Source organism: bacterium (assembly GCA_031082185.1).
Lineage (GTDB): Bacteria > Sysuimicrobiota > Sysuimicrobiia > Sysuimicrobiales > Humicultoraceae > VGFA01.
In genome coordinates, this window is sequence record JAVHLI010000009.1 from 42170 (window position 1) to 54265 (window position 12096).

Genomic DNA, 12096 nt, shown 5'->3' on the forward strand with positions numbered 1-12096 from the left:
AGAGCGACAGGATGATTGCGCCCCACGGCGGTCGGCTCGTGAATCAGGTGCTCGAAGGTAGCGCGAGGGAGAAGTGGCTGGCCCTGGCCGAAAGCCTCCCCGTCATTCAGATCGGCCTGGACGTGGCGTACGAGGTGGAGAACCTCGCGACCGGTGTCTTCAGTCCCCTTGAGGGGTTCATGACTCGAGCAGACCTTGAGCATGTTCTGCACCGGAAGCGTCTCGCCAGTGATCTCCCCTGGACGGTTCCGGTCGTGCTGGACGTGAGCCGTGACGACGTGTCCGGCATCGGGCCGGGTGACCCTGTGGTGCTGGCTTGGCGCGATCGGAGGGTTGCGATTCTGCACGTTGCCGAGGTCTTCCCACTCGACCGCGAGGAGCTCGCCGGGGCGAGCTATGGCACGCTCGACGAGCGGCATCCCGGGGTGCAGAGGGTTGCGGGCATGCGCGAACTCCTCCTCGGGGGGCGTGTTGAGCTGCTGGATAGCGCCGCCGACCTGTTTGCCGCCTACCGGCTCTCGCCGGCGGAGACACGGGTGCTGTTCCGCATGCGCGGCTGGCGGACGGTCGTGGGGTTCCAGACGCGCAACGTGCCGCACATCGGGCACGAGTACGTACAGAAAACGGCACTGACCTTTGCCGACGGTCTGTTTATCAACCCGGTCATCGGACGCAAGAAGCCTGGCGACTTCAAGGACGAGGTAATCCTGGAGACGTATGCGGTGCTGATGCGGAACTATTTCCTGCGCGACCGCGCTGTGCTTGGGATTCTCCGGACGGAGATGCGGTACGCGGGGCCGCGCGAGGCGGTCTTCCACGCGATCGTGAGGAAGAACTTCGGGTGCACGCACTTCATCGTGGGCCGCGACCACGCCGGGGTCGGGAGCTTCTATGGTCCGTATGACGCCCACGCGATCTTCGAGGAGTTTCCCGACCTGGGGATCGTTCCGCTGTTCTTTACGGCGTTCTTCTACTGCAAGCGGTGCGAGAGCGTGGCCAACGAGAAGACGTGCCCGCATGGGACCGAGCACCAGGTGCAATTCAGCGGATCACTGCTGCGCGCGGCGCTGGAGGGAAAGGACCCCGAGGTCGCCCGCCTGATCCGCCCGGAAGTGGCAGAGGCAATCGCGCGCTATCCCGATCCCCTTGTCGGGACGGAAGAGATCACCGGGCCTGCGCGCTGAGGTTGACTGATGGTGCCGAGGAAGCTGTTGATCGTCGGGCTGGACTGCGCCGCGCCGCGGCTTGTTTTCGAAGAGTTCCTCAACGATCTCCCAAACCTGCGCGCGCTGATGGGTTCGGGAATCCACGGGGTGCTCCGGAGCTGCGATCCCCCAATCACGATTCCCGCGTGGACGGTGATGGCGACCGGGAAGACCCCGGGTGAACTGGGCATGTACGGGTTCCGGCACCGGCGGGGGGCCTCATATTCAGACGGCTGGATAGTCAGTTCGCACACCGTGGCTGAGGCGACATACGCCGACCTCCTCGGCCGCGCGGGCAAGAACGTGTGTCTGGTGGGCATACCTCCCGGCTATCCTCCCCGGCCGGTCAATGGATGCTCGGTCGCGTGCTTTCTCACGCCCGGGCCGGACAGCCCCAGCACCTACCCTTCCGGGCTCAAGGAGGAACTGCGCGCGGTGGCGCCGCGCTACGAGTACGACGTTGAGTTCCGAACCGAGGATCGAGAGACGCTGCTGGCCGCGCTTTTCGACATGACCGACCAGCACTTCCGGGCGATCGAGCACCTGCTCGTCACCAAGCCCTGGGACCTGTTCCAGTTCGTGGAGATCGGCGTGGACCGGCTGCACCACGCGTTCTGGAAGTTCTGGGACCGGGCCCACCCCAAGTACGAGCCCGGGAACAGGTATGAGGGCGCGATGCGGGCCTACTACCGGTTTGTGGATGAATGGCTCGGCCGGCTGCTGGAAGTGCTTCCGGCGAACACGGATGTGCTCGTGGTATCCGACCACGGCGCCAAGGGCATGCGCGGCGCCTTGTGCGTCAACCAGTGGCTGATCGAGCAGGGATACCTAACACTGGCGCGGCAGCCCGAGGCGATCGTGCCGATCGAGAACGCGGCGGTTGACTGGTCCCGGACGGTAGCGTGGGGATGGGGTGGGTACTACGCCCGGATCTTCCTGAACGTCGGGGGGCGTGAAGCTCAGGGTATCGTCCCCAGTTCCGACTACTCGAGGGTCAGGGCCGAGCTGGCCGAGCGGCTGCGCGCGATCCGTGATCCCAACGGGCGCATCATGGACACCCGGGTGTTCACCCCCGAAGAGCTCTATCCGTCGTGTCTGGGCGACCCACCTGATCTGATGGTCTACTTTGACGATCTCTACTGGCGCTCGGCCGGCACGATCGGCCACCCATCGCTGTACCTGGACGAGAACGACACCGGACCCGACGACGCGGTGCACGCGCACGAAGGTCTCTACATCTGGCACAGGCCCGGGACAGTGGGGAGCCGGCTGGCGGATGCGACGATCTACGACGTTGCCCCTGCGGTGCTGCGGGTCCTCGGGCTCGACGGCGAGGCAGGCGGGCGGGGAAAGGGGTTGGAGATCGAGTGAGTCACCAGGGGTGCGTGGTGTGGTTGACCGGACTACCCGGCTCCGGCAAGACGACGATCGCCAGGGCACTGGAAACCGAACTGCGGACCGAAGGGGTACCGGTTGAGGTTCTGGATGGCGACGAGATCCGTGCGGCGCTCAGTCCCGAGTTGGGTTTCAGCCCGGCCGACCGCGAGCTGCACAATCGCAGGGTGATCTTTCTGGCGAAGCTGTTGAGCCGCAACGGCGTGGTGGCCGTCGTTTCTCTGATCTCACCCTACCGCGCGGTGCGCGACGCCGCGCGTGAGGAGCTGGGCCGCTTCGTCGAGGTATGGGTGAAGTGCTCGATCGAGGAGTGCATCCGGCGGGATCCCAAGGGCCACTACCGGCGCGCGCTGAGCGGGCAGAACGCGCAGATGACCGGTGTGCAGGCGCCGTATGAGCCGCCGGAACGCGCCGAGTTGGTCGCGGACACCGAACAGTGGTCCGTAGAGCGCTGTGTCGCCGAGATCCGCAGCGTGGTGGCCGCCTGCGGCTACCTCCCGCCGCAAGGGCTGGCGCCGCGAGGGTTGGCGTAATGACCGCTGCCGGGGTGGTGGCCTATCTTCGCTACCGCGACCTGCTGTTCAGCCTCGTGGTGACCGAGCTCAAGGTCAAGTACCGGGGATCAACGCTCGGGTTCTTGTGGTCGTTGCTGAATCCGCTGGCGCTGATCCTCATCTATTCGGTGGCGTTCAGATACATCATCAGGATCCAGATCGAGCGCTTCACGGTCTTCCTGATCGCCGGGCTTCTGCCGTGGGGCTTCTTTGCCAGTTCGGCGACGGCCTCCACGATCTCTCTCATGGTCAATGCCGGACTGCTCAAGAAGGTCCACTTCCCACGCGAGATACTCCCCGCTGCCACCGTGCTCTTCAACCTCATCCAGACGTTGCTCGCCCTGGCAGTCTTCCTACCGTCGCTGTTCGTGCTGCGGGGGTCTGTCCCCTGGACGCTTGTGTTCTACCCGGTTGTGCTTGCGATACAGGCGGTGTTCGTCCTCGGCGTGGCGCTGGGGCTGTCGGCGCTGACAGTGTCCTTTCGCGATCTCCGCCACCTGACCGAGGTGGGGCTGACGATGCTCTTCTGGCTGACGCCAATCGTCTACCGCATCTCGATGGTACCCGCCGGAATGCAGGCGGCCTTCAGACTGAATCCAATGACCTCTTTCGTTTCGGTCTATCAGGACATCGCCTACTGGGGACGCCCCCCCAGCGCCGGTGACTTCCTGGTGCTGACCGGCTGGGCCGTGGGCGCGCTTCTGGCCGGTTGGGCGATCTTCCGGCGCCGGGCTCCGTACCTGGCGGAGGACCTCTGAGATGACTCCGGCGATCGAGGTGCGCAACCTCTGGAAGCGCTTCGTGCTGCGCCACAATCGCGCTGAGACGCTCAAGTCGCGCATCATGGGCGTCTTCGACTCCCGCCTTCGCGAGCGCCGCGAGACCTTCTGGGCGCTGCAGGACGTGACGCTCAGCGTGCAGCCGGGGGAGACCCTTGGCCTGATCGGGCCGAACGGGTCGGGGAAGAGCACGCTGCTCCGGCTGATAGCCCGCACGTACTATCCGACCCGCGGCAGCGTCACGGTTCGCGGCCGCGTCTCCCCGATGCTGGAAATCGGGGTCGGGTTCCACCAGGAGCTGACCGGACAGGAGAACATCTACCTCAACGGATCTCTGTTGGGCCTCTCGCGCCGCGAGACCGAGCGGCTCTACCCGGCGATCGTGGAGTTCTCCGAGCTTGAGGACTTCATTGACGTCCCGGTCAAGAACTACTCGAGCGGGATGCACGCACGCCTTGGATTCTCGATCGCCGCCCACCTTGACCCGGATGTCCTCCTGATAGACGAGGCGCTCAGCGTCGGCGACGAAGGGTTTCAGCGCAAGTGCCAGGAACGGATGCAGGAGTTCCGTGCCCGGGGATTGACCATCATGTTCGTCTCGCACAACCTGCGCACGGTCGCCTCGCTCTGTGATCGGGTCTGCCTGCTGGTTCACGGAAAGGTGGAGGCGTTGGGACCGGTTGACGCCGTCGTGTCCCGCTACCAGGAACTGACCGCTTCTATGACGTCGGGGGACGGGCGGATGCTGGGGCCGGAGCTGCCGTCACGCTCTGGAGAGGTTCTGTGAAGGCACTCGTCCTGGCCGGCGGTACGGGCACGCGGCTGCGCCCGCTGACCTACACGATGGCCAAGCAGCTTGTGCCGGTGGCCAACAGGCCGGTCCTGCACTACGTGATGGCGCACCTGTGCGACGCCGGCCTGGAGCAGGTCGGCGTCGTCATCTCCCCGGAGACCGGAGGGCAGATCAGGGCGGCGTTGGAGGCCAATCCGTGGCGGCTGCAATTCACGTTCATTGTGCAGCCGCAGCCGCTGGGACTGGCGCACGCCATCAAGGTGGCGCGCGGTTTCCTGGGCGACGACCCGTTCGTGATGTACCTGGGCGACAACCTCATCGGACAGGGAATCCACGACTTTGCGCGCTCGCTGGTCGAGGAGGACGCGGACGCCGCGATTATGCTCAAGGAGGTCGCCGACCCGAGGCTGTTCGGAGTCGCCGAGGTGGACGGCGCCGGCCGCGTGCTCCGCCTGGTTGAGAAGCCCGCGGATCCACCCAGCCGCCTTGCACTCGTAGGCGTGTACCTCTTCTCGCCGGCCATTCACCAGGCGATCGAGACACTCCAGCCGTCGCGGCGGGGCGAGCTGGAGATCACCGATGCGATCCAGCGCCTGCTGGAGCAGGGACGGCGCGTGCACAGCACTGTTCTGCAGGGCTGGTGGCTGGACACCGGCAAGAAGGACGATCTGCTCGAAGCCAACCGCGTGGTCCTGGACGAGTGGATCGAGCGTGATCTGCGCGGCGAGATTGATCCCGACAGCCGGGTGGATGGCCGCGTTTCGCTGAGTGCCGGCGCCCGCCTGGTCGGCTCGACAGTCCGGGGTCCGGCTGTGATCGGGGAGGGCACTGTGATCGAGCGGTCGTTCGTAGGTCCTTACTCCAGCATCGGCTCTGGGTGCCTGGTCCAGGACTCAATGGTCGAGCACCTGGTGCTGATGGATGGCGTGCGCGTGCTCGGGGTACCGCGGCTGGAGGACAGCATCCTCGGCAAGAACGCCGTCGTGCGCAGGGCTGCGGGAAACCACGGCGCCTGCCGCCTCATCGTCGGAGAGGACTCCGAGATCGAGCTTTGAGGCCGCAGCCGGCCTAAGGCAGTTCTTCCCAGGCCGCCACCCAGGCTACGACCGGATCCCCATCAGCCACGAGTAACCCTGGCGTGCCCAGCACCGCCGGGTCGTACCGGATGACCACCGTGGCGGCGGTGTTGCGGAACGCCAGGTCGTTGTCGTTGCCCAGCACCGCGCCGACGACGTCCACGCTCGCGCCCTGGCCGATGTCAATGAGGCGGTTGGCGTACACCAGTCCGTGCACCCGCAGCCGCGCGTCCTGTGTGACCACCAGCGCGCCGTTGCCCAGCACGATGATGCCCGGCAGGGTCCGGGTGGGCGAGGAGTGGGTGACCTCGAGCACGGCTCCCTGGCTGATGTGCACGGTGCTCTCGGCCACCAGCGCGCCGTCGGCGATGTGCAGCCGCTCGCCTTCCAGCAGCGACACACCCCCGGTGACGTATATCATCCCTGCCATCCGGGATGGCGCCAGTCCGGTCTTGATGTAGCCCTGCAGGTACTCGAACTCGCGTTCCGAGTACAGGCTGTCGCGCTTGCGCTCGAGGCTCCCGTCACCCACGTACCTGCCCGCGGCCTCGTTTAGGCCGGCGTTGCGTGTGTTGGCCTCGGCCTGCGAGCGGTAGTAGGTGCGATCCACCGCCGGCAGGGCGGGCAGCGCCTCCGCCCGCAGCACGACCCCATCTATGTAGACTCCCATGACACGGAGTTGCAGGACATCCACAGTCTGGCGCTCCTGGCCCAGGGTCAGGTCGGCCCCGCGCGCCAGCAGTAGCCGCACGGGTCCGGGACGGGGCAGCCGGGTGGCGCTGCCGGCACCTTCAGGGGCGTCCACAGGGCCGGGCGCGGCGTCGAACGACAAGTCTGGATTGTTGATGGAGACGTCGGTGGTGATGAACCAGATGCTCCTCCCAGCGGCGACATGGATCCATGGCCGGTCCCCGATGCCGGCGCCATAAGGGAGAATCACGGCGGCCGCCGGAGGCTGCTCAAAGCGGACGACGCTTGCTCCGTGCAACCCTGCCAGCAGGGCAGGCGAGGCCAGGTAGACCCGCGCCCGCAGACGCCGCGTCGTCCCGGCGACCTCACCGGCGCTGGTGATCAAGATCGCGCCGCCTGGACCATCCGCCAGCGACACGGTGAAACGGCCCTCCAGCGGCCCCACCTGGAGGGTCTCGGTGTAGGCCGCGGGCCGCCAGGCGCGGCCGGGTGTGCGGCCGTCCGGGGCGACCGACTCAAGTATGGACAGCGCCCGGTGTACGCCGGCCTCGGCCACTGCGACGGCGGCGGCAGCGCGCATGCGCGTCCCGGCCCGGGTCTGCTGCTGGTTCATGAACCAGATGAACGAGGCCGAGGTCCCCGACACCGCCACCAGAATGACCAGCACGACGAGCAGCGCCATGCCGGCCTCGCCGCGGCTCATGGATTCCTCGGCGCGGCGGTGGCCCGGCTACGCGCTACGTCCCGCCCGCGCCGGACCTCGACCTCGATCACAACGCCGCTGCCGGACTGCTCGACGGCGATGCGCTCGACCCCGGTGGCCACCACCCGGGAGTCGCGGGTTGTTACGCGCCCGGCCGGTCCGGGGACGACGGTCTGGCGGACCACCTCGCGCCGGCCGGGCAGGTGGAGGTAGAGGACCCAGACCGCTTGGCCGCCTGGCTCCCCAGACCCTGCATCCGGCGCCGCGGCGACCGAGAGGATGGGCTCACCCTCCTCGACGGTCAGGAGCGGCCGGATGGTCACGCTCGGCGCCTGGCTGGCGTTGCGGATGTCGCGGGCGATCACGTCCACCAGGAGCCCGGCCTGCACCTGGGCCTCCCGCACGTCGCTGCCCCGGCGCCAGGCCGAGAGACTGGCCACGAACAGCGAGCCCACCAGCGCCATCACGATTGCCGCCAGCGCCAGCGCGACGACGATCTCCATGAGGCTGAACCCGCGGTCCGGGCCGAACCCGCGCGGGCGATGCCGGCTCATTGCCCGACGAACTCGCAGGCCGCTGAGATGTGTCGCAGGGTAGAGAGGGTAACGCTGCGCTGCCGTCGCTCCTGGGTCCAGGTCACGGTGGCCGAAAGTTCCCACAGGTTGTTGCCGCGCGCGCGGTGGACGCTCACCTCGCGGCGGTAGCGGGTCGGGCGGTCGGCTGGTGCCTCTTCCGGGATCGGGCCGCGGAACGACGAGCCGCACGGCGCCGCCGTCAGGGTGGCCAGCGTCTCTTCGGCCAGGCTGGTGGCGGTGCTCATCCCGCCGGCCAGGGCCGCGGCCCGCAGGCCGATGCCGAACGAGGAGAAGACGATGAGCGCGACGACGGCCAGCAGCAGGGTGGCCAGGAGGACCTCAAGGATGGTCGTACCTAGGTCGTGACCGCGGCTGCAGTCCAAAGTGACTACCCTCTGGAGGTTACCTACTTGGTCGGTATTCTGATTCAGGTGGGTGGAGTCCTTGGCAGGCGCTCGCGTGGGGCTGCTGACACGGCCGTGGCTCCGGCGTGGACTGGACCGGGAGCGCGCATGGCGTCAGTAGGATCGTGGTATCATGACAGCGTGAGACGGGTTCCCCGCTCTCGGGCTGACCACAGGGCCTGGCCCGGCCGGTTGACCGCGGCCGGCCTTGTTCTCACTGGACTTGCCTTCCTGGCCGGGGGGTGTGCGGGGGGAGGGACGGCCGGAGGCGAGGGGGCTGGCCCTGGCACGGTTTCGCCGCCGCCAGCCCGCCCTCCCGAGATTGCGTCCGTCCATCCCACTGAGGGGAGCCGGACATGCCGGCTGCCGGAGATCGGCGTGGACTTCCGCCTGACGGACGCCATGCGCCGGCAGGGTGTGGCGGATGCCGGCGCCATAAGTCTAGCCATTGACGGCACCGATGTGTCCGCGCAGGCCAAGGTTGGGGGGACACTTGATTTCCCGCAAAGCCGCGCCATGGTGACTTATCGCCCGCAGACACCGCTTACTGACGGCCAGCGCCGCGCCGTCGTGTCTTTTCCCCAAGGCAGCGGCCGGGTCACCTACGCTTGGACCTTCGTTGTTGCCGACATCCCTTGCCCCTAGGACGTGGAAGGCATGGACACCGGCACTGGTGAGCCACCATGACCGGGGGCGCAGACGTCGTGGTAGTTGCGGATTTCGAGGGGGCGTCTTCCCCGCGCTTTGAACTGCATTGCTTCCTGTTCCTCGCCGCGTGGATGACGCACCACGGGGCCAGCCGGGCCTGGCCCCTGCACCTGGCGTGCGTAGGTGAGCCTCCGCAGTCGGTGCGCCGGACGGCGGACCGGGTGGGGGCCGAGGTGACGGTGCACAGGCCCCTCGTGATCAACACCAAGCGCACCAGCAACAAGCTGCGGGGGTTCGAGGTCATCCCGCGAACCAGCCGTCTCCTCCTGCTGGACGCCGACACACTCGTGCTGAAGGATCTGGCGCCCCTCGCCGACCTGGTCGGAGACGGCATCGGGGTGGGCGTGGCCACGGTCAACCACTTCCCGGAGACCACATGGCGGCAGATCTACCAGGCTACCGGGGTGGCGCATCCCGGGCCGACCGGCACGTGCTGGTGCGTCGAGGAGGCGCTTGCCGCCCATCGGGGCCTGTCTCCGGCGCAGGCTGCGATGTGCCGCCGCATGCCGCCCTACTTCCACAGCGGCGTCGTGATGGTCCCTTGGAGGCTCGGGCTGGGCGCCAGGTGGCGACGGCACCTTGAACAGATCGCTCCTCTCTTCGCAGGTCCTGAGCCGCTCGAGAGCTGGGGGCGCGCGGGGGTAGGAGATGAGCACGCGCTTGCAACAACCGTCGAAGGGCTGAGGCAGGAAGGCGCGACCGTGGTGCCGATCCCGTGGGCCTTCCACACGCGCCCTCTGCTGCTGCGGACAGGGGTGCAGCCCTGGACTGACGTGGTGGTCTTCCACTACCATCGTGCGCTGAAACCCTATGCCGGGTCGGTCCGGGACCTCTCGTCCCTCTTCCGGCGGGCGCGTGCGGGAAGGGCGGCAGGGAACCCTATCCCCGCGCGCGACCTCGCCGCGTTCGGGGAGTTCTATACCTTCCTGGAGGAACTGCTCCAGGGGACTCTGCGCGATGTCCGCGGTTGACGTCATCACCGTCCCGGATTTCTCCGGCCCGGCGGCTCCGCGGTTCGAGCTGCGGGCCCTGCTCTTCCTGGGCGCGTGGATGCGCCATTGCGGCGCCAGCCGGTCCTGGCCGCTGCACCTCGCCTGCGTCGGCGAGCCTCCGGCCTCCGTGCGCCGCCTGGCCGGAATGGCAGGCGCTTCTGTCACCGTGCATCCCCCGATGCCGGCACCGTTCCCGGAAACCGCCAACAAGCTACGCGGTCTGGAGATCGCTCCATCCTCAGACCGGTTCCTCCTGCTCGATACCGACATAGTTGTCCTGAAGGACCTAGCGCCGATGGCCCGGGCCGTGGGCGACGGGATCGGCGTCGGCCCCGCCACTTTCAACCACCTCCCAGAGCCGCTGTGGCGCCGGATCTATGAATTGGTGGGGGTACCGTATCCAGGGCCCACCGGGACCTGCTGGCACGCCACATGGGATCTGAGCGCGCACAGGCCGATCAGCCCACCTGCGCTGGAGCAGTGTCTACGCATGCCGCCCTACTACAACAGCGGGGTCGTGATGGCCCCCTGGTCGCTTCACCTGGGCCGCCTCTGGAAGGAGCACATAGAGCGCATCGCCAGGGGGCTCGACGGCGCCCCTGTGCCAGCAGGCACAAAGTGGGTACGGCATTCCGACCAGCACGGCCTGGCGACGGCGACCGAGGCTCTCAGGAGGGAGGGAGCACACGTGGTCACGCTCCCGCTCCCCTATCAAGCCCGGCCGCCGCTGCTGCACGCCGGTGTGCTTCGGTGGCCCGAGGTGGCGCTCTTCCATTATGTGAAGGTCTTCCGGCCGTACGGGGAGACCGTCGCCGGCGTCAGGGACTTGCTCTACGGGCGGCGGTTCTCGCGCCTGCGCAGGATGGTGGGTGGAGCTCTTGGTCTGAGCGCGATTAGGTCCCCGGCGTACCGCCTGATAGAGGAACGCCGCCTGCGCATCTATAAAGGATTCCTGGGGCATGTTCATCGGGTCTTCGCTCAATTCCGGCTGTGAGCCCCATGGGTACGGGCAAGTGATCCATTCATAGGGAGGGATGATGATGACAGCTCGGTGTACCGGAAGGCTTGTCGTCACGGCGCTCATTGCGCTTCTGCTGATCGCCGCACCGCCTGTTCTGCCAAGGATGAGCGCGCAGGGGCCATCCGGCTGGATGGTCTCCAGCCCACAGATGGCCACCTCAAGGGCCGTCCTGGCCTACTGGACACCGGCGCGGATGGCAGCGGCCATACCCAGGGATCTCCCGACACTGTCGGTGTCTCTCAAGGGAGCGCGCGGTCCCGTGACCCCTCCAACCGGCCAGCCCGTCTTCGCGCCTGGTAACGAGCCGGGTTTCGCGCCGGGCCCGGCGATACGGGCCCCGGCGAAGGTGCAGGGCGGCACCCCGGAGACGCTGGTTGATGCCTTCAGCTACCCGTATCCCTTCAACCGCTACCAGGTCTTTCCGATCACGGTCACACCGTTCGCCGTCTACCAGAACTACCCATTCCGAACGCACGGCAAGCTCTTCTTCACTCTTGGTACCACCAACTACGTGTGCTCGGCCACCTCGGTGACCAGCGGTGATGGCGGCAATCAGAGTTTGGTATGGACTGCTGGGCACTGCGTGCACGCCGGGAGCGGAGGTGCATTTGCCACGAACGTGGTCTTCGTGCCGGCGTACCGTGATGGGGCCGCGCCATTTGGATCGTGGACGGCCTACACGCTCTATACGTTCACCGAGTGGGCCACGAACGGTAACTTGAAGCAGGATTTCGGGGTCGTCGTGGTCAGACGCCGGGTGTCAGACGGTGCCCGGTTGGGAAGCGTCATCGGCACCCTGGGCCTTGCCACGAGCCTGACCGATTACCAGATGTACCACTCGTTCGGCTACCCGGCGGCAACCCAGAGCGTCTGGCCCAACACAGCCTTCAATGGGAACCGAATGTGGAGCTGTCAGGCACCCGCATCGCGCCGGGTGACCGAGTACAACCCGTCCGGTGCGGGACCGGCGCCGGTGGCCATGGGCTGCGACATGACCGGCGGCTGCAGCGGCGGCGGCTGGGTCATGGGGTTCAATGAAGGCTACTCCATGGGCTGGCATGTCAATGGCGGCTACATCAACGGGTTGAACAGCTGGCGCTGGTCGAACGAGCCGCGGGCCATGCACAGCCCCTATCATGGTACCGAGGCCCTGTCGATCTGGAACTCGGCCCGCGTGGTTTCCGTGCCATGGCCGTAGGAG

At 67.2% G+C, this 12096-nt stretch carries 13 protein-coding genes; 10 read left to right on the plus strand and 3 right to left on the minus strand.

Features of this window, described 5'->3' with window-relative positions; genetic code table 11:
* Nucleotides 1–11 precede the first annotated feature (11 nt).
* Genes sat through RDU83_09495 form a run of 6 tightly spaced genes read left to right on the plus strand, consistent with a single transcriptional unit; the run spans nucleotide 12 to nucleotide 5781 of the window.
* Nucleotides 12–1184, plus strand: a complete 1173-nt coding sequence (gene sat, locus RDU83_09470; protein MDQ7841240.1) for a sulfate adenylyltransferase — start codon at nucleotides 12–14, stop codon at nucleotides 1182–1184.
* A gap of 9 nt (nucleotides 1185–1193) precedes the next feature.
* On the plus strand, nucleotides 1194–2576 hold the full coding sequence (locus tag RDU83_09475; protein ID MDQ7841241.1) for an alkaline phosphatase family protein: 1383 nt from the start codon (nucleotides 1194–1196) through the stop codon (nucleotides 2574–2576).
* On the plus strand, nucleotides 2573–3133 hold the full coding sequence (cysC, locus tag RDU83_09480) for an adenylyl-sulfate kinase (GenBank protein ID MDQ7841242.1): 561 nt from the start codon (nucleotides 2573–2575) through the stop codon (nucleotides 3131–3133). The genes RDU83_09475 and cysC overlap by 4 nt, the downstream gene beginning before the upstream one ends.
* Nucleotides 3133–3912 carry an ABC transporter permease gene (locus RDU83_09485; GenBank protein MDQ7841243.1) on the plus strand — a complete coding sequence of 260 codons (780 nt, stop codon included), beginning with the start codon at nucleotides 3133–3135 and terminating at the stop codon, nucleotides 3910–3912. The genes cysC and RDU83_09485 overlap by 1 nt, the downstream gene beginning before the upstream one ends.
* Before the next feature lies 1 nt (nucleotide 3913).
* Complete coding sequence (locus RDU83_09490) at nucleotides 3914–4720, plus strand: ABC transporter ATP-binding protein (protein ID MDQ7841244.1); 807 nt, start codon at nucleotides 3914–3916, stop codon at nucleotides 4718–4720.
* Nucleotides 4717–5781, plus strand: a complete 1065-nt coding sequence (locus RDU83_09495; GenBank protein MDQ7841245.1) for a glucose-1-phosphate thymidylyltransferase — start codon at nucleotides 4717–4719, stop codon at nucleotides 5779–5781. Before RDU83_09490 ends, RDU83_09495 begins: the two co-directional genes overlap by 4 nt.
* A 13-nt stretch (nucleotides 5782–5794) precedes the next feature.
* On the opposite strand, the gene RDU83_09500 is transcribed toward RDU83_09495, so the two are convergent.
* The 3 genes from RDU83_09500 to RDU83_09510 are packed head-to-tail and all read right to left on the minus strand — an operon-like array spanning nucleotide 5795 to nucleotide 8153.
* Nucleotides 5795–7195, minus strand: a complete 1401-nt coding sequence (locus RDU83_09500) for a hypothetical protein (protein ID MDQ7841246.1) — start codon at nucleotides 7193–7195, stop codon at nucleotides 5795–5797.
* Nucleotides 7192–7749: a prepilin-type N-terminal cleavage/methylation domain-containing protein gene (locus RDU83_09505; GenBank protein ID MDQ7841247.1), complete on the minus strand. Its 558-nt coding sequence runs from the start codon at nucleotides 7747–7749 to the stop codon at nucleotides 7192–7194. The genes RDU83_09500 and RDU83_09505 overlap by 4 nt, the downstream gene beginning before the upstream one ends.
* Nucleotides 7746–8153: a hypothetical protein gene (locus RDU83_09510; GenBank protein MDQ7841248.1), complete on the minus strand. Its 408-nt coding sequence runs from the start codon at nucleotides 8151–8153 to the stop codon at nucleotides 7746–7748. The genes RDU83_09505 and RDU83_09510 overlap by 4 nt, the downstream gene beginning before the upstream one ends.
* Nucleotides 8154–8552: 399 nt before the next feature.
* Between RDU83_09510 and RDU83_09515 the strand changes: the two genes are divergently transcribed.
* From RDU83_09515 to RDU83_09530, 4 genes are read left to right on the plus strand one after another with little or no spacing between them, the layout of a single operon-like run.
* Nucleotides 8553–8819, plus strand: coding sequence for a hypothetical protein (locus tag RDU83_09515; GenBank protein ID MDQ7841249.1), 267 nt, complete (start codon nucleotides 8553–8555; stop codon nucleotides 8817–8819).
* Between the two features lie 38 nt (nucleotides 8820–8857).
* Nucleotides 8858–9853, plus strand: coding sequence for a hypothetical protein (locus RDU83_09520; GenBank protein ID MDQ7841250.1), 996 nt, complete (start codon nucleotides 8858–8860; stop codon nucleotides 9851–9853).
* Nucleotides 9840–10868, plus strand: a complete 1029-nt coding sequence (locus tag RDU83_09525) for a hypothetical protein (GenBank protein MDQ7841251.1) — start codon at nucleotides 9840–9842, stop codon at nucleotides 10866–10868. Before RDU83_09520 ends, RDU83_09525 begins: the two co-directional genes overlap by 14 nt.
* Before the next feature lie 46 nt (nucleotides 10869–10914).
* The gene (locus tag RDU83_09530) at nucleotides 10915–12093 is read left to right on the plus strand and encodes a hypothetical protein (GenBank protein ID MDQ7841252.1); all 1179 of its coding nucleotides are present in this window, start codon (nucleotides 10915–10917) and stop codon (nucleotides 12091–12093) included.
* Nucleotides 12094–12096 lie beyond the last annotated feature (3 nt).

What these genes read in the sequence shown, in the direction of transcription:
- RDU83_09500 (MDQ7841246.1), bottom strand. Translation starts at nt 7,195, where the DNA reads ATGAGCCGCGGCGAGGCCGGCATGGCGCTGCTCGTCGTGCTGGTCATT.
- RDU83_09520 (MDQ7841250.1), top strand. Translation starts at nt 8,858, where the DNA reads ATGACCGGGGGCGCAGACGTCGTGGTAGTTGCGGATTTCGAGGGGGCG.
- RDU83_09530 (MDQ7841252.1), top strand. Translation starts at nt 10,915, where the DNA reads ATGACAGCTCGGTGTACCGGAAGGCTTGTCGTCACGGCGCTCATTGCG.
- RDU83_09525 (MDQ7841251.1), top strand. Translation starts at nt 9,840, where the DNA reads ATGTCCGCGGTTGACGTCATCACCGTCCCGGATTTCTCCGGCCCGGCG.
- RDU83_09485 (MDQ7841243.1), top strand. Translation starts at nt 3,133, where the DNA reads ATGACCGCTGCCGGGGTGGTGGCCTATCTTCGCTACCGCGACCTGCTG.
- RDU83_09505 (MDQ7841247.1), bottom strand. Translation starts at nt 7,749, where the DNA reads ATGAGCCGGCATCGCCCGCGCGGGTTCGGCCCGGACCGCGGGTTCAGC.
- sat (MDQ7841240.1), top strand. Translation starts at nt 12, where the DNA reads ATGATTGCGCCCCACGGCGGTCGGCTCGTGAATCAGGTGCTCGAAGGT.
- RDU83_09490 (MDQ7841244.1), top strand. Translation starts at nt 3,914, where the DNA reads ATGACTCCGGCGATCGAGGTGCGCAACCTCTGGAAGCGCTTCGTGCTG.
- RDU83_09475 (MDQ7841241.1), top strand. Translation starts at nt 1,194, where the DNA reads ATGGTGCCGAGGAAGCTGTTGATCGTCGGGCTGGACTGCGCCGCGCCG.